We start from the raw sequence: 22,551 nt of genomic DNA, 5'->3' as shown, positions 1-22,551 counted from the left end.
TTTGATACACCACCATTTCTTTTCTTTCTATCCAACCTTATTGCTGAGCAAGCCTGACATCCGTCCCCTTATCCTCTTTTGCCTTAATAGCCAAGACCCGGCCTCGTACTTTTACCTTTCCGGTTATAAATTCCGGGATATTGAAAGATTTCATAAAGGACTGATAGAAACCGGCATCTTTCTGAGGCAACAGGAAGGGCTTGCCAACTTTGCCGTCTTCATCGACATAAGCAATATATGGGCGTGTATATAAACCGTCTATCCTCCTGCTACTGAATACGAACCAACGACTGTTGCTACTCCAGGAATGATAGCTTTCCACATCGTCGCTATTCACTTCCACCAACGGACGGCTCGTGCCTGTCTGAAGGTCCGCCATATATAAATCAGCATCTTTATGCCAGATCGAAAAGTTTCCATAACCGGATAATGTATACAAAAGGTAACGTCCGTCAGGCGAAACGCGCGGAAAAGAAGCACTCATCCCACCGCTCTTCGCATTGTAAAGCGTATCGACCTGCGCCCCGAAAGCACGTGTCACCGGATCAAAAGAGACGGAACATAAATTATATTTGACTTCCGAGTACTCCTGCGGAATAGGTCGAGCCTCTGCTGTACAGAAATAGAGTGTCTTTCCGTCGGGAGAGAAAGTCGGAAATGTTTCAAAAGCATCTTTCGAAAAGATATTTGAAGCCGTCACGATCTCGTGTTTTTCCACATCGTACACCACTACATCGGAAGCCTCGTCATATACTTCCACCCTATTCCTGTCATTCAGATGAAATGCCTGCTTGGTTGTATTCACAGAGAAAGCCACATATTTGCCCGAAGGATGCCAGGAAGGGTAAACCAAAGGAGAAATCGTTTCCTTCGTCTTGGTATTCAGCTTTTCAATCTTATCGCCATCGACCAGGATCGTCCCCGGAAAAGTCTCGCGCATATGAAACAGCATCTTATTCGGATCCTGCATGCAAAACGAATGGCAATTCACACAGTTGTTTCCACTCATCTTATTTTCAATAATAGGAATTTGCGTATAACTCTCCAAATCCCTTTGATAGATTCCCATCTTGTTCCACAACTCATATCCCGGATCGATCAGACGATAAGCCAAATAAGAGTCTACCTTTTCTGGAGCAACCCGGATAGTAAAAGGAGAATAGGCCACCCATTCATTGCCTTGTTTCACTTGGACCGTCACCTGTATGGAGTCACCGGCAGCCGATTCCAGCAAATTCTTCCATTTGGAAGGAGGAATCACAATGCTACCCTTTTCTCCTTTCACCTCGAATTGTTGCCCACCAAAAGAAAAAACAGCACGCGATCCGGCATCCTGATCATCCAAAGCAAAATTCAAAGGAGCCATATTAGGAGGAATAACCACACCGTTATAATCCGGAAAAATGGCAGGCATCGCGTCTAATGTACGGCTCACTTTCACCGAGTCGGAACAAGACAACAAAGCCGCCAGCATACATATATATACATTCTTTCTTTCCATTTTCTTACGCATCATTTAAACATAAAGTAAAACCAGTAGGTATTTCCGTACGACCGGTTCAACAGCCCGGCAATAGCACTGTTATTGCGGTTCGCAAGCACCTGCTTTTTATAGTCGGTGAAGCGGGCAACAATTGTTTCGGAGACATTGAAACGTTTCCAGTAATCCGGTTCTTTTTCAGACATCACAATAACGGCTTCCTGAAAATGCACGGGCAATACGGGCAAAAACTCTGTCCCGTAATATTTTTCCACCAGCGCTTTAAATCCTTCCAGATCCTTAGCCAATAAATACATTGCACCCAAATACTGCAAAGCAGCAGAGTTGGCAGGTCCTTTTTCCAAGAAAAGCGCCAGATCTCCTGCCAACCCCTTTATCATTGCCAATGAATTCCGATCCGGCAACATCCGCCTACGGGTTCCTAATATGGGATCGCTTTCGACAACTTCGTCATTATAAAGGTATTTGCGCTGTGATTGAGCCCAATCCCGGTATGCATATGTTTTCTCAAGTATTGAGATATATTTTTCAGCTACGGGATACGTACCGTAAATCAGATTTGTCTGCACCAGTCTCTTCAACATACGAGGATTACCATCCTCCATAGCACTCACATACCCCTCAAAAGCCATTTCCTGCGATGAAGCGGTTGCTCCCATCGTAAAATAGATATCACTGAGCATGCAAGAGATATTTTCCGATTTATTCCATTGTACAAGCAATCCTTGAGGTCCCCGCTGGTCGAAGTTGAACATTTTATCCGAAAGTTCTCCCTTATTGGCCAATGCCATATTCAGATGGCACATATATAAGAAATTTGTCAGTTTCCCTTTACATTCTTCTATCGTCTTGTCCCATTGTTCCGTACGGGCAAAATAATCCAGTTTTTTCAACTTCAGTGTCTTTGCATCGCTATATTTGGGCATTCCCCACCACAGAACGGCAGCAATCATAGCCAATTGAGCAATACAACTGATCCCTGCCCGCCATTTCTTTCCGGACAAGCTATTTTTATTCCGGATAAAGAAAGCGACAAGAAAGACCAGAGGCAGGCAAATCCAAGAATAATAAATGATTTCTTTTGGATGGAGCGTATAATGGTAATACAGATCCGGCCCGAAAACCCATCGGTATTCACCCATCAAAGAGAAATAAACCGTTCCAACACCCAATAGCAAAACCTCTGCAACCCCGATCAACGAGATATACCATTTAGGCGTCTTCCGCAACCCTTCGAACAGGCAAACCATTCCGGCAAACAAGACGGTAATCGATCCTGCCAACCAAAACAAGACCGGAACCAACACACAACCTGCCACCAAACGGAAAAGATCATTCCGTATCCTCATATACCCACAGAGCAAAGCCATCGTCATCAGGTAGCAAACAGTGCCCTGTACCCTGTAATTGAAGTCGAAATGCATGAACAGCAAAGCCAACATCGGTAGCACATAAAGGATAAAAAGCCCCGAAACAGGCGCGATCCGTTTCACAATACCAGCCGTACAAACCCCGACACCTGTCAATAAGACCGCAGTAACCAACGCCCCAACATAGGGACGGATAAAAAACTGCACCAGGAATTCCGCCACCAACATGGAAAAGCCACCCGGAAGAAGCAGTTTATTCCTTATATACGCCTCGGAAAACAAAAACAGCTGACTCTGTTCTATATAGTAAAAATGATACTCGAAACACATTTGCAAAAAAGCAAACAAAGCTCCGAAAACGATCAACCAAAAGGCAACAAGTTTGTATTTCATCTGACAAATCCTTAAGCGTGTTTAACCAATTCAAAACGTTTATCCACACAAGCTGGCAATTCATGCGGATAGTGCGTGACATAAATCAACGTCTTTCCCGGACGCGAACAGAACTGCTCGATAATGGCAGCCACCTTCTTTTTATTGCTCACATCCAATCCGTGCAACGGTTCATCCAAGATAATCAGGTCCGGATCTTTGACAAACGCACGCGCTAAAAGCGCCAACCTCTGTTCACCGGAAGAAAGTGTAAGAAAAGAACGGTCTTTCAACTCTTCAATACCGAATACACGCATCCAGGCCAAAGCTACCTGTTGCTGCCTCTCCGTGCATTTCCTGAACAACCCGATCGAGTCAAAAAATCCGGAACTGACGATATTCAATACCGGCACATTCTCCATATAGAAAAGATGCATTTCCGGGGAAACATATCCGATACGCTTCTTTATATCCCAGATACTTTCCCCCGAACCACGTTTACGATCAAAAAGATAAAGCGTATTGGCATACGACTGCGGATTATCGGCATAAATCAAACTCAACAAAGTCGATTTGCCAGCCCCGTTCGGACCGAACAACGCCCATTTCTCCCCGTTTCTCACTTCCCAATCCAGATCTTTCAGAATCGTACGGTTACCATACTTGATCGAAACATGTTCCATCCTGAAAGTAACGAGATGAGCGGAAGGTTCTTTCTGTTCCCCGACCGGAAGTGAAAACGCCCCGCTCCGAACGGAATCTTCCTTTCCTTCGAATGGGAATAAATCGGCTATCAGATCCGTTTGCTTCAGGAATTCCTCTCGGCTGTAAACAGGAAGACATTTGCGTTGCTTGACCGGTAAGACATGTGTAATCATTTCAGGTATATCGTCCGGATTAGAAAGCAGTAAAACCACCTGCACACATTTCAACTTCGTTATTTGCTGCAACATCTCCACCAGAACACCCCTCGAAGGAGCATCCAATCCGATAAACGGATTATCCAATATCAAGACACGAGGATGCTTCAATAACGTACGAACAATCAAAAACTTCCTCAACTCACCACTGGACAGGAAGATCAGTTTCTTTGGCAAAAGCTCTTCTATGCCGAACAAAGATAACACTTTATGATAATCTTCCGATCCCGCATCTTCTTTTAATATATCTTCTATTGTTGGGACCTCATCCGTTTCAGTCGAATGCCAGCGTTGCTGATAATAAGAATTACGGCAATCGGCCAAGGAGTAAATATCCTTAAATGCTATACTTTTCACTATATTACTGACATTTTCCTCGTACCCGAAAGCAACTTCGCCTTCCTTCAATGCAAATTTACGCTGCATGACGTCAGCAATCAATGTTTTGCCCGCACCGTTCGGCCCGATAACACCCCATTGTTGTCCCTCTTCTATTATCCAATTGAGAGGTTCTTCAAAACGCAGTTCCGGCAAACGGGTCACGACGTTCCGAATATTCACAACTATTTTCCTATTTTCCATCGCCTTTTTATTACACGAAGCAAAGGTAACAGAAAAGGGGAAACTCTCCCAAGCTCCCCCTTCTATTTTGTACAGGTATATTGTTATATATTCCTTCGCAAATTAGTTACCAAAAAACAGACCTGTACAGTATCCCAACGTTCGTCTTAAAAAATACACTTAAACTATTTACACCACAAATATACGAAACAATTTTACTTATTATCATTTTACAACCCAAATTTGTTGCAAAACATAATATTAGCAACAAATTTAGTAACACTTTAAAAGACACGTGTACCTTTCCCCAAATGAATATCCGAAGCCTGCGTGATAATCACCTGCTTAACCCCGGCATCGATCGCCTGAAACGAATTTTCGAGCTTAGGGATCATTCCCCCTTGAATCACACCCGCTTCCACATACTGCTCGAAAGCCGTACGGTCTATTTCGGGAATCACACTTTCATCATCGTTCTCATCTTTCAAGACACCTTTCTTTTCAAAGCAGAACATCAAAGTCACTTCAAAATGTTTCGCCAGAGCTTTTGCGGCTTCTCCTGCGATCGTATCGGCATTGGTATTCAACATATGTCCTTGTTTGTCGTGTGTAAGGGGAGCCAATACCGGAACAATACCTTGATGAATCAGGGATGCCAGCAGATCCGCATTCACCTCTTTCACATCACCGACAAAACCGTAGTCCACCTCTCCCACCGGACGTTTGTCCGACCGCATCAGATTCATATCCGCTCCGGTCAGTCCCAACGCATTTATACCTAAGGCCTGAAGGCCGGCGACAATATTCTTATTGACCAGTCCCCCGTAAACCATTGTAACCACCCTCAACATGTCAACATCCGTAATCCGGCGACCGCCCACCATCTTACTCTCGATACCCAATTGTGCAGCCAGCTTCGTAGCGGAACGTCCGCCCCCATGAACCAGCACTTTATATCCTTCTACCTGCGAGAAATCATTCAACAGATTGCGAAGTGTTTCCTCTTCTTCCACAATCTTTCCTCCCACCTTTATCAGCGTTAGCTTTTCCATCCCTATAAATTATTCTAATTTTTTTGAGCCAAAGGTAGTAAAAAATAAAAGATTTGTATACTTTTGCACCATCCAACGCGGTAGTAGCTCAGTTGGTAGAGCATCAGCTTCCCAAGCTGAGGGTCACGAGTTCGAGCCTCGCCTACCGCTCAAAAGAAGACACTCTCTGATTATCATGTTATTAACAGATAATCGGGAGTGTTTTTTTGTAAAAACAAATTACATGCACAGCAAAATCCCAGTGACTCAAAAGTAAGCAAAACTTTTCTTTCAAAAGAAAAGTAATATTCCTACATTTGTATGCACAAAGAAACAAAGACAACCGATAGTTATGATAAAGATATTCTCAACAGATAAAGTCAGAGAGCTCGATAAATATACCATTCAAAACGAACCGATCAGCTCTATCGACTTGGTAGAACGTGCGGCAACCGTATTTACAAGTGAATTTTGCCGCCGCTATTCCAAACAAACTCGTATTATCGTATTTGCCGGACAAGGAAACAACGGAGCCGATGCGCTGGCAATCGCCCGTATGCTGACGGATGCCGGTTACCGGGTGGAAACTTATCTGTTCAATCCAACCATGCGTCTTTCTGATGACTGTGAGCTGAACAAGCAACGGTTGCTTCACATGGAAAAGATCGAATTCACGGAAGTCGTGGACGATTTTGTCCCGCCCGAACTGGAAGAACGGGATGTCGTGATAGACGGCTTGTTCGGTTCCGGTCTGAATCGCCCCTTAACCGGAGGATTTGCCGCGATGGTAAAATATATCAACCAGTCGGATGCGACCGTCGTTGCAATCGACATTCCTTCCGGCCTGTTCGGCGAAGACAACCGCAAGAACGATCCGGACGCTATTATCCATGCCGATCTGACGCTGACATTCGGTTTTCCGAAATTAGCGTTTCTACTTCCCGAAAATGCAGAATTTGTCGGTGAATGGAAAGTACTGGACATCCTGTTACACCCGGAAATAATTGCCAGCACTCCGACACAATTCACATTGGTGACGGAAGAAGATATTGCTGCTGTTTTCCAACCCCGTAACCGCTTTGCCCATAAAGGGACATTCGGCCATGCACTTCTGATCGCCGGAAGCCACGGAAAGATGGGAGCAGCCCTCCTATCCGCTAAAGCCTGCCTTAGAAGTGGAGCAGGTTTACTGACCGTCCACATCCCCGGACGTGGCGAGCAGATTTTGCAGACTGCCTTTCCGGAAGCGATGGTTGATCTGGATCAACATCAAGATCATTTCAGCTCTGTTTCCGGTATCAAAGCCTACTCCTCAATCGCGATCGGGCCTGGTCTGGGACAACATCCGGATTCCGTCAAAGCTCTGGAACAGCTACTCCAAGTAGTAGAAAAGCCACTTGTGATCGATGCCGACGCGTTGAACCTGATTGCAGCCAATAAAGATTTATTGAAACGCATCCCTCCACGCAGCATCCTGACACCGCATCCCAAAGAATTCGACCGGATAGCGGGTGAAAGCACTAATTCATACGAACGGTTGAAAAAGGCTCAAGCTTTCGCTACCGATCATCAACTTTGCGTTGTCTTGAAAGGGGCTTATACAGCAATCTGTACGGCTACCGGAAACGTTTATTTCAACAATTGTGGAAATCCGGGTATGGCTACGGCAGGCAGTGGTGACGTTTTGACAGGTATCATCTTAGCATTGCTCGCACAGGGGTTAGAGCCCGAAACGGCAGCCGTTTCAGGTGTTTTCCTTCACGGGACAGCCGGTGACCTGGCTGCCGTCTACCGTTCAGAAGAAAGCATGATCGCCAGTGACATCACGGATATGCTGGGAAAAGCGTTCAAGCAGATAAAATAAAAAGATCCCATTAATTTAACTCAATAAGGGGGGCACATACATTTTGCCCCCCAAAGTATCCCCCTCCGTTTTCAAAGAAGATTATGATCGGCATACGAAGTTTCCTGAAAATCCTCTATCACTCTATCACTACGAAGGTTGTAGCTATTCATATTCAAGCGTCAGAGGAGTGATACAGGACGTTTTCCTCTATCACTTCTCTATCACGTCTCTATCACGTCTGAAACACATGAAATTTATTATGTAACTGGAAATCAATATACTACTTTCTTCTACTTTTTAAAAAGCATATAAAATAATCGAATAAACAAATGTAAAAACGAATATAATAGGTATTAAATTGGCAAAATACGGTTCTTCATTCCACAAAAGCTATCTCTTTTTTTAGCAAAGACAAGCACATAATTCTATAAACACCCCCATGTTGCCATCCTTAACATCCGGGTGTAGAGAGCCGGTACATCCGGGTGTTAAGGATGGCAACATGGGGATGTCCGGCAACTAAAGTCCCTTATCTGACAATAAAAACTACCCGGTTTTACCTATTTTATAGCCGTTTTTTGCATAAAATAATCGAGTGATTTGCAGGGATGGGGTTCACGAATCAACTACTGTACCAGCAAAAAAAATAGGCTTTTTTCTTATAAATCGAAGTAAATAAATAAAATGATTAAAACATTTTATTGGAAATAAATCATTTTTTTCCCGAAAACAAGTATATTCGAATCCATAACTAAAGGGAAGAGAAATGAATAAGTTTTTACTACATATTACATCGCTTGTTGCCCTCGTTTTGTTCCTGACCATGGGTGCTTGCAATAATACCCCAAAGACTCCAATACTACTTGAAGCGGAGAAAACCATCGAAAAACAACCGGACAGCGCCTTAAACTACTTAGGGCGTGTAAATTCCGATTTACAAGATGCTCTACAGGCACAAGAATATTACTTAAAGGCTTTGGAGATAGGCGAAGATTCAAAAGATTATACTCTCCTGATTAACATTTATAACAACTTAGGTACTTTATATGCTCACCAGGATATCAACGACATGGCGTTACCCATGTATAAAAAGGCCCTGTCATATTTGGAGTTAGAGCCCGATTCGGTAAAAACTGCTTTTGCCCTAAGAAACATTGCACGTATATATTCCTTGACACAAAAACCAGATAGTTCAATAATATATTATAAACGTGCAATTTCATACTCTGCAATAAAAAACAGAGCCTCTATCCTTACCGATTTAGGGAATCTATATCTCAGTCTCAAAGACTATAAAAAAGCATATCAATGCATAGAAAAAGCAAAGCCTTTAATCGGTAATGAAAAAACACTCTATTCCTTATATTTGTCAAAAGGAGAACTGCACATTGCCACCAACCAGTTAGATTCTGCTAAATTTTATCTTAATCATTGTGTAAAGAGTTCCAATATTCATACACGTGCTGGTAGTTTGTACCACTTGGCTCAAATAGCTCAGAAAGAAAAAAACATCAACGATCTCATCAAATATTCCAATCTATATGAACAAACACGCAATTCCATAGTAGATAGTTTACATTTTGAAAATACGCGTCTAACACAAAGTATGTTTAACTACCAAAGGATTGTTAATGAAAAAAGTAAATACGAAAAAGAAGCAACCCAAAGAATGATTTTGATATATCAAGTGATTATCGTTTTCAGTATCATCTTCATTTTAAGTTTCATATTTTTCAAAAAAGAACAAAATAGAAAAAAGAGATTTGCCCATTTAAAAGAAGAGCAATACAAACGCAGTCAACAATACATAGAAGACAATGAAAAACAAATTTCTCAATTAACAGAAATGCTCCGATCTAAACAAGAAGAAATGGGTGAAGTCGAAAAACAACTATATGAAGCGAGAAAATTAATGCTTGAAATGGAAAACAGGCAAATTTTCGAAAAACAGGGAACATTTCTTTTGTTGGATAAAGATTTTCATAACTCATCTTTATATATTAGGATTCATAGGGAGAATGACATACAACTTGGTCCAAATGAATGGGAAGAACTACATCAATTGATTGATGCAACATATCCAGATTTCACCAATCGACTTATAAAACTTTACCCACAAATCTCCATAGAAGAAATACATATTTGTTATTTAGTAAAGATGCAATTACCCATAAAAAAGATAGCCTTCATTATGCATATCACAAGTTCAGGGGTGTCTCAATGTCGCAGAAGATTATATAAAAAGTTCACAGGAGAGCCTCAAAACACAGAAAAGTTCGACAAATTCATATCTGATCTCTAAGGAAGTACAACTTGTCACATTTTTGTCAACAAAAATACGTGCTTAATAATGAAGAGAAATTTACCTTTGTCGATCACTAAAACAAATCTTATTTTAATTAATATACAAGAACAGTCCCGGGCGGTGATTTAACCAAGCCTAATATCTCGATCTCCTTTTCCGCCGCCTTTGGGACCGTTCTTTATCTCTTCTCTGATCTATAAATGAGGAAAAGAGGCTTTTCCGGTTGGTTACTAACAAAATATTTCATAGTTTTGTACAATCATTTAGTAGAGATTAAACTTAGATTAGAATATGAAGAATTTAATCATTATAGCCAGTCTGCTCCTTAGTTTACCCATTATGGCTCAGACTAAAGTTGTAAAGAAAAATGCCGTCAAGGCAAATAATTTCGGTATAACTTATTCACTTCCTAAAACATCTCTGGTTGTAGATGCAGAAGTTACGAAAGTAACTTGCAAAGCAGGTCCCTATTATAAATACGCAGAAAAATATTTAGGAGTAAAAGACGCTATCACAGAAGATAAGGTCTATTACGAATTAGGAAAGATCAGCTTGGTCAACAAAGGTGTACCCGATGCAGACAATACATTCATCGTTGAATTTAAAGCGGGAACAGTTGCCCCATATGCTTATTTGACAGAAGACGGACTGCTTTGTTCCATCAATGCCGAATATACCCCCGATGAATCAGCACTGGAAGCGGCAAGAAAGAAAAATCAGGCTCCGACAAAAGTAACCGATGCCTCTGTTTTGTCAGAAGAGTTGCTTATGGCAGGATCTACAGCCAAGCAGGCAGAAGTGGCAGCCAAACAAATCTACCGTATCCGCGAGAGCCGCATGAACATTCTTACGGGTGATGCCGATAACCTGCCACCCGATGGCGAAGCGATGAAGCTGGTCATCCAACAACTGGAAGAGCAGGAAAAAGCGCTAACCAACTTGTTCACAGGTATCCAGGCAAAGGAAGTCAGTGACTACGAAGTGACTATTGTACCTTTCGACAATCTCGATAAAGAAGTATTATTCCGCTTCTCCCCCCAATTGGGAATCGTAGATGCCGACGATTTGGGCGGAGCACCTGTGTATATGAACTTAAAAGCCATCGACCGCGCTCCTGTTTTAGACCCGAAAGAGGCTGAAAAGAAAGAAAAATCACTGAAGGGCATTATATATAATGTACCAGGTAAAGCCAGCATCGAAATCAGCATGAACAAAAAAACACTTTATAAAGGCGAAGCACAAATTACCCAGTTCGGTACACGGGAAGGACTTGCCCCCATCATGTTTGAAGATAAAAAAGCTCCGGTAAAAGTTTATTTCTATCCGGAAACAGGTGCAATAAAACAAATCATTCAATAATCATCTAACAAATTAATTCTATGTTTGAAGGACAGCCTAAAGGTTTATATGCGTTAGCCTTAGCGAACACCGGCGAGCGTTTTGGTTATTACACCATGCTCGCAATTTTTGTACTTTTCTTAAAAGCAAACTTTGGTCTATCGCCAGGTATGGCAGGTACGATCTACTCCACATTCCTTGCTTTAGTCTATTTTTTACCATTCATCGGCGGTATCTTAGCTGATAAATTCGGGTATGGCAAGATGGTGACAATCGGTATCATCGCCATGTTTGCCGGATATGTTCTGCTCGCATTGCCATTAGGCAGTGGGACATTGGCTTTGGCCTGTATGTTTTCCGCCTTGTTGGTAATCAGTACGGGAACCGGACTATTCAAAGGGAACTTGCAAGTAATGGTCGGTAACTTATACGACTCTCCCGAATATGCATCCAAACGCGATTCCGCTTTCAGTATCTTCTATATGGCGATCAATATCGGTGCATTGTTTGCTCCTACAGCAGCCGTAAAGATCATGGAATACGCCCAACAAAATTTAGGGGTTAGTGTAAACGACTCTTATCATTTTGCTTTCGGAGTGGCCTGCGTTTCTCTGATCATATCCATGGCTATCTATTATTCCTCTCGCCGCACATTCAAGCATGTGGAAGGAAATATCAAACAAACAAGCGCAGGAAAGGAAACGGCCAAAGTGGAAGAACTCTCTCCGAGAGAAACAAAAGACCGTATCATAGCTCTGTGTTTAGTGTTTGCAGTTGTCATCTTTTTCTGGATGGCATTCCACCAAAACGGACTTACCCTGACTTATTTTGCCGATGAGTTCACGGCCAAAAGTTCAACTGGCTTGGAAAGCATGATGTTCGATGTATGGAATCTGGTTGCCATAATCTTTATCGTCTATGGTCTATTTTCCTTATTCCAGTCTTCTACAGGAAAAGGCAAAGCAATATCCGGTATCGTCATTCTACTTGCACTTGCATTCTTAGGATACCGCTATAGTTCACTCAATGGTTCGGTTCCCGTAGATGCTCCTATTTTCCAGCAATTCAACCCATTCTTTGTGGTTGCTTTAACTCCTGTTTCCATGGCTATTTTCGGGGCATTATCCAGAAAAGGCAAAGAACCGTCGGCACCGCGTAAAATCGGTCTCGGCATGCTGGTGGCAGCATGCGGATTCATCTTAATGATGTTTTCATCATTCGGCCTATTGACTCCCGAAGCACAATCCGAAGCAATCCAGGCCGGTACTGCCTCTTTCGTTTCACCCAATTGGTTAATTTCCACTTATTTGGTTCTTACATTCGGTGAGTTATTACTTTCGCCTATGGGTATTTCCTTTGTTTCGAAGGTGGCTCCTCCCAAATACAAAGGTATGATGATGGGAGGTTGGTTCGTTGCAACAGCTATCGGAAACTATTTGACAGCCGTAGCAGCGTGGATTTGGGGAGATATGCCTCTGTGGATCGTATGGGGTGTATTGGTCGGCGTATGTCTCGTTTCTGCCGTTTTCATTTTCTCTGTCATGAAAAAATTAGAAAAGGTAGCATAAGACCATGAGGAAGCAGTATACATACAAACCTGTTGCTCTCCGCTTCAGAAGATGGAGCCGGAAGAGGTATGCTGCTTTCATTAGTATACAACATGCCGTTACGATCGGGCAGTTGTCGGCAAACGTATCTGAACGGTTCCAGGCAAAAAATGGTTCCGTACATACGTCCGTGCTCACTTTCGACAAGGTAAACAATGGGGAGACTGAAGAAAAGGAGAATACATCTCATCCAGACTGTTCAAAAGACATCACCCTGTCCCTGCTCCTGCAAGCCTTATGTCCTGTCCAGATCGCAAACCGACCTGCGGCATCGTATGCACACATAATAAAAGATAACATTTCCGAAATCGCGGAAGGTCTCAGTTATAAACTGAAGGCCTTCCGCGATTTTCGTTTATACAAATACCCAAATACATGATTGAAACACTCAAACAACATGTTCTTTCCGGTGGCATGATCAACGAAGAACAAGCAAAAGAACTGGCTGCCGTTCCGGATAAGGAAGCCCTCTACGAAGCAGCTCATCAGATCACCCGCCACTTCATGGGAAACAAGTTCGACACTTGTTCCATCATCAATGCCAAAAGCGGGAATTGCAGCGAAGACTGTAAATGGTGTGCACAGTCCGGACATTATAAAACAAACGTGACGCTTTACCCGCTGTTGCCGGCAGAAGAATGTATCCGCCATGCGACACATAACCATAAGCAAGGAATCAGCCGTTTTGCACTTGTCACCAGCGGTAAGAAGGTTTCGGACAAAGATATGGTAAAGATTACAGAGACCGTACGCCGTATCAAGCGAACCTGCGATATCAAATGTTGCGCCTCGATGGGACTCCTAAACCGTGAGCAACTGCAAGCCCTTTACGACAGCGGAACGGAAAATTACCATTGCAATATAGAAACAGCCCCCTCCTACTTCCGCACCCTTTGTACGACCCACACGCCGGAACAGAAACTAGAAACGATCCGGACGGCACGGGAAATAGGTTTCCGTATCTGTTCAGGTGGGATAATCGGGATGGGTGAAACGGTAGAGCAACGTATCGAGATGGCTTTATTGCTTCAAAAGGAAAGGATTCTCTCTATCCCGCTGAACCTCCTGCAACCAATACCCGGCACACCGTTGGAAAAGGCACAACCGCTGACGGACGAAGAGTTCCTGACCACGATCGCCCTGTTTCGTTTCATCAACCCGAATGCTTACCTGCGTTTCTCGGGCGGACGGGCCCAACTAAGTGAAAAGATACAGCGCAAGGCTCTTTATATAGGTATCAATTCGGCGATCATCGGCGACCTGCTGACAACGATCGGAAGCCGGGTAACGGAAGACAAAGCTCTTTTCACCTCCGAAGGATATTCATTAACCGAAAATACAGATTGGGAAAGATGACGACAGAAGAATTACTACACTTTGACCGGGAACACATCTGGCATCCGTATACATCGACAATCGATCCGCTTCCGGTCTATCCGGTCGAACGAGCAGAAGGGGTTACGATCACCCTGAAAGACGGCCGAAAGCTGATCGACGGCATGTCATCATGGTGGGCGGCCGTGCATGGTTATAATCATCCGGTGTTGAATGCTGCGGCCAAGGCACAGCTGAACAAGATGAGCCACATCATGTTCGGAGGCTTTACCCACGAACCGGCTGTAGAACTGGCAGCCAAGTTGTTCCCGTTGCTGCCGCCTTCTATGCAAAAGATATTCTTTGCCGACAGCGGTTCCGTTGCAGTAGAAGTCGCCATGAAGATGGCCATCCAATATTGGCAGTCACAAGGGAAACAAAAAAAATATGCTTTCGCGACCATCCGAAGCGGCTATCATGGAGATACCTGGCACGCAATGTCTGTCTGCGATCCGGTTACCGGCATGCATGGGATCTTTTCCGGAAGCCTGCCTGTACAATACTTTATACCCCAGCCTTCCGTCAGATTCGAGGAAAAATGGGACGAAAAGGCGATTGAACCTTTAAAAGACTTGTTTGAGAAACATGCAGGAGAGATCGCAGCCTTAATCCTCGAGCCTGTCGTTCAAGGGGCAGGCGGTATGTATTTTTATTCACCCGCATTTCTGATAGCGGCACGTGAACTGTGTGACCGGTATCAAGTATTGCTGATCTTTGATGAAATCGCAACGGGATTCGGACGGACCGGGCGGCTTTTCGCCTGGGAATGGGCCGGGGTGGAACCGGACATCATGTGCATCGGCAAGGCATTGACGGGAGGTTACATGACACTGTCGGCAACCGTCACCAGTACACCCGTAGCCGATATGATTTGCAGTGGTGAGGCAGGGTGTTTCATGCACGGGCCCACTTTCATGGGAAACCCGTTGGCCTGTGCAATCGCATCGGCATCGGTCTCGCTCCTGTTGGAAAGCGGATGGCAGGAAAAGGTGAAGGCCATAGAGTCACAGCTTCGGGAAGAACTGGCTCCTGCCTCATCTTTCCCCGACGTACAAGAGGTACGTGTGTTGGGAGCCATCGGTGTGATCGAGATGAAAGAACCGGTAAATATGGCCGTCTTACAAAAACGTTTTATCGAAAAGGGCATCTGGGTCCGCCCGTTCGGTAAGTTGGTTTACCTGATGCCACCCTTTATCATTCAAAAAGAGGAATTGTCTAAATTAACAAAAGGGCTGTTAACCGTATTAGATTCAAAATAAAATGAAAGATTATAACGACATATTGGAGAAACTAAGGGCTTCCGGTAATCTGCGCAGTCTTCCTGATATCGTCCATCGTGGCAAATGGATCGAAAAAGAGGGGCAGACAATGCTCAACCTATCTTCCAACGACTACCTCGGACTCTCGTCCCGGCAGGATCTGCGGGACGAGTTTATCGAACAGTTGCAGGAAAGCGGCCTGCCGTTCTCTTCTTCTTCATCCCGGTTACTGACTGGGAATTTCATGGTCTATACCGAGCTGGAAGAACTGATGGCCAACCGCTTCGGACGCGAAGCCGCCCTGCTGTTCAACAGCGGTTACCATGCCAATACCGGAATACTTCCCGCCTTGACGGATAAACAGTCGTTGATCCTGGCGGACAAACTGGTACATGCGAGTATCATCGACGGGATTCTGCTGAGCGGCGCACCTTACCAACGTTACCGTCACAACGATTATGAGCATTTGGAACAGCTATTGGCTAAATACGTACATGCATACGAGCAAATTATTATCGTCACGGAAAGTATTTTCAGCATGGATGGAGATATCGCCGATCTCGGCCGGCTGGTATCCTTAAAGAAAAGATATCCGAATGTATGGCTTTATGTAGACGAGGCGCATGCTATCGGTGTAAGAGGGGAAAACGGCTTGGGGGTCGCCGAAGAGCAGGATTGCATCCGCGATATAGATCTCTTGGTCGGTACCTTCGGAAAGGCTTTGGGATCAATGGGAGCCTATCTGTTGTGCAGCCAGACGGTTAGGGAATATCTGATCAATACGATGCGCCCTCTGATATTCAGCACGGCACTCCCACCTGCTCAAATCGCCTGGACAAAGTTTCTGTTTGAGAGACTTCCCAGCTTTACCGACGAACGGCATCGTCTGGCCGTTACCAGCCACTTGCTTTCAGAGGCCTTGAAAGGGAAAGGGGGAGAAATATCGGCAAGCCACATCATTCCCTTCATTATTGGAGAAAACGAAGACTGTATCCAGACAAGCCTCTACCTGCAACGGAAAGGCTTTTACTGCCTCCCCGTCCGCCCTCCCACAGTCCCCAAAGGGACAGCGCGGATACGCTTCTCATTAACAGCCGACATAACTGAAGAGGAGATCCGATTTATGATTAATGAATTATGATTTATATCAAAACACACAAATATAATTCACCATTCATAAATCAAAATTCATAAATCAAAAGCATGAACATATATAAACAAACAAAAACAGGCAACAGCCAACTTCTTCTCATCTTTTCAGGCTGGGCAGCTTCTCCTGAAGTATTCCGGCAGCTGGAAACGGAACCGGATACGGATCTTTGGATTTGCTATGACTACCGGGGAATGGATTTTGAAGGAGAAGCCCTTTCCGGATACCGGAAAATCCGACTGGTAGCTTGGTCATTAGGTGTATGGGCCGCTTCGGTCATGTTTGGTAAAAAGCCTGTATCTTTCACCGAAGCCATTGCCGTCAACGGGACTCCCTGCCCCGTTCATGACCGGTGGGGTATCCCGGAAACGATCTTCCGGGGAACATTGGATAACGTAACCGAAGAAGGCATGCGACGCTTCAACCGGCGCATGTGCGGCAAACGGGATATTCTGCAAGCCTACGAGCAGATACCGCCTCGTCCGCTCGCCGACATCCGGGAAGAATTGGAGTACCTGTACGCCGAAATAAAGAAAGCATCACCAGCTTCCGCCTTGTTTAACGGATGGACACAGGCTCTCATCTCCTCCAAAGACCGGATCTTTCCTACCGAGAATCTGCGTGCCTTCTGGCAAGGCCGTTGTCCTATAACCGAGATAGAAGCTCCGCACTATCCTTTTTATTTATGGAAACAATGGAACGAAATATGGAAGCAATAGAAGCTAAACAGATACATATCCGCTTTACACGTGCTTTGTCCAGCTACGACAACCATGCCGATGCCCAACACCGTATCAGTCGGAAACTCGCTTCTCTCCTCCCTCATCAGGCGAATATCCGTTACAAACGGATGCTGGAAATTGGCTGTGGCACGGGCGGATTCACCGGAGTGCTGAAACAACAATGCCATATTGACGAATGGATACTGAATGATCTTTGCGAGGACTGCCAGGAAAAGATAGAGCAGCTCTTCCCTGGTTCTCCTCCCCGCTTCATAGCCGGGGATGCCGAAACACTATCCTTTCCCGGCAAGTTTGACCTGATTGCATCCGCCTCTGTTTTCCAGTGGATGAAAGAACCGGAAACGTTTCTCCATAAACTGTCGGGACTGCTGATGCAGCAAGGATTACTCCTGTTCAGCACTTTTGTCCCCGGCAACCTGTACGAAATCAAAGAACTGACAGGAAAAGGACTTGTGTACCCAACCTCCGATACACTTGTAGGATGGCTATCCACAGCAGATTTCAATCTGCTGCATCAGGAAGAGGATACGATCGTCCTTACCTTCAAAACCCCACTGGACGTACTGAGACACCTCAAAGCAACGGGCGTCACAGCGACCGGAAACGGCTGTTGGACAAAAGGCCGGCAGGAATCATTCTGCCGGCAATATGCGGAACAATTCGCAACAACCGACGGCCAAGTGACACTCACATACCGCCCGCTTTATATATTAGCAACCAAAAAATAAAAAAGGATATGAAAGGAACAGTCTTATTTATTACAGGAATCGATACCAATATCGGTAAAACTTTCGCCACCGGCATGATTGCATGCGCATTGGCTGAAAAAGGGAAAAAAGTCATCACCCAGAAAATGATTCAAACGGGTTGCACAGAAGTCTCGGAAGATATCGAAATGCACCGGAAAATACAGGGAATTCCTTTCACTGAAGAGGATAAAGCCGGATTAACTTGTCCTTACATCTTCACCTATCCCTGCTCTCCCCACATGGCTGCGGAGAAAGACGGGAAGACAATCGATCTCTCTGTCATCACCGAGGCAACCCGCCGCCTACAAGAGAAATATGAGTACGTCTTGCTGGAAGGTGCGGGCGGATTGATGGTTCCGAACGATTTTCATTCGCTCGCCATCGATTATGTAAAAGAACAAGGATACCCGGTTATCCTGGTGACATCCGGCAAATTAGGTAGCATCAACCATACATTATTAAGTCTCTACGCCTGCAAACAATACGGAATTCCGGTCCGAACGGTTGTTTACAATCTTTATCCGCCTACAGACGAACTGATAACCGCCAACACCCTGGAATACCTCACTCAATATCTGGAAAAGGAATTTCCAGAAACTGCCCTTATCACACTTCCGGAAGCAACGGCAGGAGTGGCAGACATAGATATCAGCAGCCTGTTCTAAGCTCCCTCTACCCCTCCTTTTCAAAACACCGGTGTTTTGGATGATGCCTCAGCTTAAACAGACGTCTCTTTACAAGAACAGCCGCTTATCCATCTCTGTTAAAAGAATGATAAGCGGCTGTTTATTCATATATCATTTACTTCACTACTTGAAGAAGAACCTGAAAATGTCGTTTCCGTTCGCATAGATCAGTAAAGCAAACAACAGGAACATCCCGGTAACTTGTGCATATTCGAGGAATTTGTCACTCGGCTTGCGGCGTGCAATCACTTCATAGAGCAGGAACATCACATGCCCGCCGTCCAAAGCCGGAATCGGCAGAATATTCATAAAGGCGAGGATGATAGAAAGGAAAGCCGTTTTCATCCAGAACGAATGCCAATCCCATTCCGCCGGGAACAGACTGCCGATCGTACCGAACCCTCCCAGGCTGGAAGCTCCTTCTTTCGTAAAGACATATTTCATGTCGCTGACATACCCTTTCAGAGTGTTCACACCTAACATAACACCGGCAGGGAAAGACTCGAAGAAACCATATTTACGAGTCACCGTCTGATACATATCAAAAGGCGAAACAGAATAAATACCCATTTTCCCAGCCGTATCCGTATGCAGTGTCAATGTCTGCGGGATACCGGCACGATAAAAACCGACCAATACATCCTTATCCTTATTTTGTGCAAGCACTTCACCTACCTCATAGAAAGAAGGGGTTACGATGCCATTAATAGAAACGATACTGTCTCCCGGTTGCAAACCGGCAACTGCGGCAGGTGATTCGCCACTTTCCGTCTTACCCAATTCGCGCACGACCATCGGGAAACGATAGGAGGCAAATCCTTTCTTATCCCGCATAACGCGCTGTGCCATATCTTCAGGGATGGGAATTACCGTTTCAACACCACCACGCAAAACCGTTACGGTCTGTGCATTGAGTACACGGCGGAAACAATCCTCTCCGAAACGCTCCAACTCCGTATCGTCCGCTTTCAGCAAGATATCGCCATCCTGGAATCCAACGTTATGGAAAGTCTCACTATAATCCATACCCGCCTTCACATTTTTCAACGGCAGGAACGTATCCCCCCAAGTGAACAACACCATCGAATAAATAAACAGCGCCAACAAAAAGTTAAACAACACACCGGCAACCATGATCATCAACCGTTGTCCGGCAGGCTTAGAACGGAACTCATAAGGTTTCGGCGGCTGTGCCATCGCCTCCTTGTCCATACTCTCATCGATCATACCGGATATCTTGCAATAACCTCCCAAAGGAAGCCAACCGACACCATACTCCGTATCACTGTTTTTAGGCTTAAACTTGAAAATCGAGAACCACGGGTCAAAGAAAAGGTAAAATTTCTCCACCCGAACCTTAAAGATACGGGCAAAGATAAAATGTCCGAATTCGTGGACCAACACCAATATCGATAAACTCAAAATGAGCTGTAGAGCCTTAACTAAAAATGTCTCCATACTTTGTCTCTTGACAATTGACAATGAACAATTGACAATTAAATACCTTCATACTTCTTCTTGTCCCTTGTCCATCCTCAATCGTCTTGTTCTTAATTATTATCTATTATCTTTCTTTATAATATTTTCTCTCCTAACTATCAATTAAAAAATTGCTCTGCAATTTTTCTCGCCTCCGCATCCGTCGCCACATAATCTTCGTAGGTAGGGACAGAGATGAAAGTGGCTTTCGCCATTGTTTTTTCAATCACGTCGCTCATCTGCAAGAAGCCGATCTCGTCACGCAGGAAAGCAGCGACCACTACTTCGTTGGCAGCATTCAAGATACAAGGCATATTACCACCTTTCCTGACTGCATCGAACGCAAACGCCAAGTTACGGAAACGTTCCATATCCGGCTCCTCAAAAGTAAGCGTCGCATATTGAGTGAAGTCCAAACGGGGTGCTTTACTGTGTAACCGCTTGGGATATGAGAAAGCATAGCTGATCGGAAGTTTCATGTCGGGAATCCCCAACTGGGCGATCACCGCACCATCTTCAAACTGAACCATCGAATGGATCACCGACTGCGGATGCACCACGACCTGTATCTGTTCCGGCGTAACCCCGAACAGCCACTTCGCCTCTATCATCTCGAACCCCTTGTTCATCATCGACGCCGAGTCGATCGTGATTTTCGCCCCCATACTCCAGTTGGGATGCCTCAACGCCTGTGCCTTGGTCACGACAGCCAGTTCCTCCATTGTCTTGGTACGGAAAGGGCCGCCGGAAGCCGTCAGCAATATCTTTTCCACTGGGTTCTCCCACTCTCCCGCTAAACACTGGAAAATGGCAGAATGTTCAGAGTCTACAGGCAGGATCGGCACTTTGTGTTCGACAGCCAAAGCTGTGATCAGTTCGCCGGCCACTACCAACGTCTCTTTGTTTGCCAACGCGATCGCCTTACCGGCTTTGATCGCTGCGATCGTCGGTTTCAGCCCCGCATATCCCACCATTGCCGTCAGCACCATATCGATCGGTTCCGACTGGACGACCTGGGCAATGGCATCCGAACCCGCCCATACCTTGATAGGGAGATCTTCCAACGCCTCCTTCAATTCGGGATATTTCTGCTCGTTAGCGATTACCACCACTTCAGGCATATATTTACGTGCCTGATTAATCAGCAGATCCACCTGATTATTGGCAGTAAGAGCATATACTTCAAAAAGGTCAGGATGTTCGCTGACTACTTCCAAAGCCTGCGTTCCGATAGAACCTGTAGAACCTAATATGGCCAAGTTTCTTTTCATGCGTATTAAAATGCTATATATTCTTCGGGATTGACTGGGCCACCTTTATACCACAACTCGAAATGGAGATGGGGACCGGTCGACAATTTCCCCGTATTGCCTACCAGAGCAATGGCCTCTCCCGCGACGACGCGGTCGCCCACCTCTTTCAGCAATAATTCGTTATGTTTATAAATAGATAAAAAACCATTCCTATGCTGCACCTGTATCACATTCCCGGAGTTCGGATCGAAGCCAGCAAAGACCACCGTGCCATCCAACGTAGCCAGCACGCTTTCCTTCGGGGCTGCAACCAAGTCGACACCATAATGCCGGATATTGGCATTATAATGAGAAGAGACCACTCCATCTACAGGCTTGTAGAAAAAGACACCGTCAGTAGGAACCGGATTCGGGTCCAAGACTGCCAAGTTGTATTTCTCCGCCTCTTCAAAATCCTTTACAAACTTCTTTTCCTCCTTCGTTTGAGGAATCTCATAGTCAGGGTTCACTCGTGCCAGCGAATCGATCTCTCGAATCGAATCGATCGGCATCGTCCCCGACAGAATACCCGCCACATTATTCAGATAAAGAGATTGTATCTGGATCATCCTTTCCAACGAATCGGCACGCAAGGCATTCTGCATGATCTCCTTACGAACTTCCACATCCAGATAACCCGGCAGATAGTTCCGTATCGGTGTCTTAATAATGATAAAGGCAGTAAAAGCGATCAGCAAGAAAGCAAACAAGGCCAACATCGCAAATGCGGAAAGCTGTGACAACCGGAAAGACCATACTTCCTCCAGCGTTCCTTCATTGAAGAAAGACAGTTTGTATTTAAACCTAATCCGGTGCCAGAATGATTTCTTATTTGTTCGTCTTTGCTTTTGTGCCATGTGTATTCGTCAATTTCATAAATCCAACAGACCTTCCGGAACGGAAACGGCCAGCGTCTTATTCTCATGATCGGCAGACAAGATCAGTTCCTCGGCGGCAGGCAACAACAG

At 44.9% G+C, this 22,551-nt stretch carries 19 protein-coding genes and 1 tRNA gene; 12 read left to right on the top strand and 8 right to left on the bottom strand.

Annotated elements, in window-relative coordinates:
- Positions 1-37: 37 nt before the first annotated feature.
- From BHV83_RS15355 to argB, 4 genes are all read right to left on the bottom strand, one after another.
- Positions 38-1,501 (bottom strand): TolB family protein, encoded by a 1,464-nt coding sequence (locus BHV83_RS15355; protein ID WP_005651162.1) that lies wholly within the window; start codon positions 1,499-1,501, stop codon positions 38-40.
- Between the two features lie 11 nt (positions 1,502-1,512).
- The gene (locus BHV83_RS15350) at positions 1,513-3,264 is read right to left on the bottom strand and encodes a DUF6057 family protein (RefSeq protein WP_286757716.1); all 1,752 of its coding nucleotides are present in this window, start codon (positions 3,262-3,264) and stop codon (positions 1,513-1,515) included.
- Between the two features lie 11 nt (positions 3,265-3,275).
- The gene (locus BHV83_RS15345; protein ID WP_005651161.1) at positions 3,276-4,745 is read right to left on the bottom strand and encodes an ATP-binding cassette domain-containing protein; all 1,470 of its coding nucleotides are present in this window, start codon (positions 4,743-4,745) and stop codon (positions 3,276-3,278) included.
- 263 nt (positions 4,746-5,008) lie between these two features.
- Complete coding sequence (gene argB, locus BHV83_RS15340; RefSeq protein ID WP_022322110.1) at positions 5,009-5,776, bottom strand: acetylglutamate kinase; 768 nt, start codon at positions 5,774-5,776, stop codon at positions 5,009-5,011.
- A gap of 77 nt (positions 5,777-5,853) precedes the next feature.
- On the opposite strand from argB, the gene BHV83_RS15335 reads away from it, so the two are divergent.
- The 12 genes from BHV83_RS15335 (at position 5,854) to bioD (ending at position 18,791) form a co-directional block, all read left to right on the top strand.
- Positions 5,854-5,926, top strand: a tRNA-Gly gene (locus tag BHV83_RS15335).
- A gap of 181 nt (positions 5,927-6,107) precedes the next feature.
- On the top strand, positions 6,108-7,619 hold the full coding sequence (locus BHV83_RS15330) for an NAD(P)H-hydrate dehydratase (RefSeq protein ID WP_122115288.1): 1,512 nt from the start codon (positions 6,108-6,110) through the stop codon (positions 7,617-7,619).
- A 748-nt stretch (positions 7,620-8,367) separates the two neighbouring features.
- Complete coding sequence (locus BHV83_RS15325) at positions 8,368-9,903, top strand: tetratricopeptide repeat protein (protein ID WP_122204483.1); 1,536 nt, start codon at positions 8,368-8,370, stop codon at positions 9,901-9,903.
- A gap of 294 nt (positions 9,904-10,197) precedes the next feature.
- Entirely contained in the window at positions 10,198-11,265 is a 1,068-nt protein-coding gene (locus BHV83_RS15320) for a DUF4831 family protein (protein ID WP_122131926.1), read from the top strand.
- 20 nt (positions 11,266-11,285) lie between these two features.
- Positions 11,286-12,812, top strand: a complete 1,527-nt coding sequence (locus BHV83_RS15315; RefSeq protein ID WP_005641353.1) for a peptide MFS transporter — start codon at positions 11,286-11,288, stop codon at positions 12,810-12,812.
- Between the two features lie 4 nt (positions 12,813-12,816).
- Positions 12,817-13,230 carry a hypothetical protein gene (locus BHV83_RS15310; RefSeq protein WP_119215622.1) on the top strand — a complete coding sequence of 138 codons (414 nt, stop codon included), beginning with the start codon at positions 12,817-12,819 and terminating at the stop codon, positions 13,228-13,230.
- Positions 13,227-14,207, top strand: a complete 981-nt coding sequence (gene bioB, locus BHV83_RS15305; protein ID WP_005651148.1) for a biotin synthase BioB — start codon at positions 13,227-13,229, stop codon at positions 14,205-14,207. The genes BHV83_RS15310 and bioB overlap by 4 nt, the downstream gene beginning before the upstream one ends.
- Positions 14,204-15,484, top strand: coding sequence for an adenosylmethionine--8-amino-7-oxononanoate transaminase (gene bioA / locus BHV83_RS15300; protein WP_005641357.1), 1,281 nt, complete (start codon positions 14,204-14,206; stop codon positions 15,482-15,484). The genes bioB and bioA overlap by 4 nt, the downstream gene beginning before the upstream one ends.
- A 1-nt stretch (position 15,485) precedes the next feature.
- Complete coding sequence (locus BHV83_RS15295; protein ID WP_005641358.1) at positions 15,486-16,625, top strand: 8-amino-7-oxononanoate synthase; 1,140 nt, start codon at positions 15,486-15,488, stop codon at positions 16,623-16,625.
- A gap of 62 nt (positions 16,626-16,687) precedes the next feature.
- Positions 16,688-17,353: a DUF452 family protein gene (locus tag BHV83_RS15290; protein WP_022322334.1), complete on the top strand. Its 666-nt coding sequence runs from the start codon at positions 16,688-16,690 to the stop codon at positions 17,351-17,353.
- Positions 17,341-18,105, top strand: a complete 765-nt coding sequence (gene bioC, locus BHV83_RS15285) for a malonyl-ACP O-methyltransferase BioC (protein ID WP_119215624.1) — start codon at positions 17,341-17,343, stop codon at positions 18,103-18,105. Before BHV83_RS15290 ends, bioC begins: the two co-directional genes overlap by 13 nt.
- 8 nt (positions 18,106-18,113) lie before the next feature.
- Entirely contained in the window at positions 18,114-18,791 is a 678-nt protein-coding gene (bioD, locus tag BHV83_RS15280) for a dethiobiotin synthase (RefSeq protein ID WP_005641361.1), read from the top strand.
- Between the two features lie 144 nt (positions 18,792-18,935).
- On the opposite strand, the gene rseP is transcribed toward bioD, so the two are convergent.
- From rseP to BHV83_RS15260, 4 genes are all read right to left on the bottom strand, one after another.
- Positions 18,936-20,270, bottom strand: coding sequence for an RIP metalloprotease RseP (gene rseP / locus BHV83_RS15275; RefSeq protein WP_005641362.1), 1,335 nt, complete (start codon positions 20,268-20,270; stop codon positions 18,936-18,938).
- 140 nt (positions 20,271-20,410) lie between these two features.
- Positions 20,411-21,562 carry a 1-deoxy-D-xylulose-5-phosphate reductoisomerase gene (locus BHV83_RS15270; protein WP_122204490.1) on the bottom strand — a complete coding sequence of 384 codons (1,152 nt, stop codon included), beginning with the start codon at positions 21,560-21,562 and terminating at the stop codon, positions 20,411-20,413.
- Between the two features lie 5 nt (positions 21,563-21,567).
- Positions 21,568-22,440 carry a M23 family metallopeptidase gene (locus tag BHV83_RS15265; protein WP_005641364.1) on the bottom strand — a complete coding sequence of 291 codons (873 nt, stop codon included), beginning with the start codon at positions 22,438-22,440 and terminating at the stop codon, positions 21,568-21,570.
- A 15-nt stretch (positions 22,441-22,455) separates the two neighbouring features.
- Positions 22,456-22,551: a hypothetical protein gene (locus BHV83_RS15260; RefSeq protein ID WP_502687967.1), complete on the bottom strand. Its 96-nt coding sequence runs from the start codon at positions 22,549-22,551 to the stop codon at positions 22,456-22,458.

It is taken from the genome of Parabacteroides sp. merdae-related_45_40 (assembly GCF_001915675.1).
This window is presented reverse-complemented; position numbering and strand designations above follow the sequence as displayed.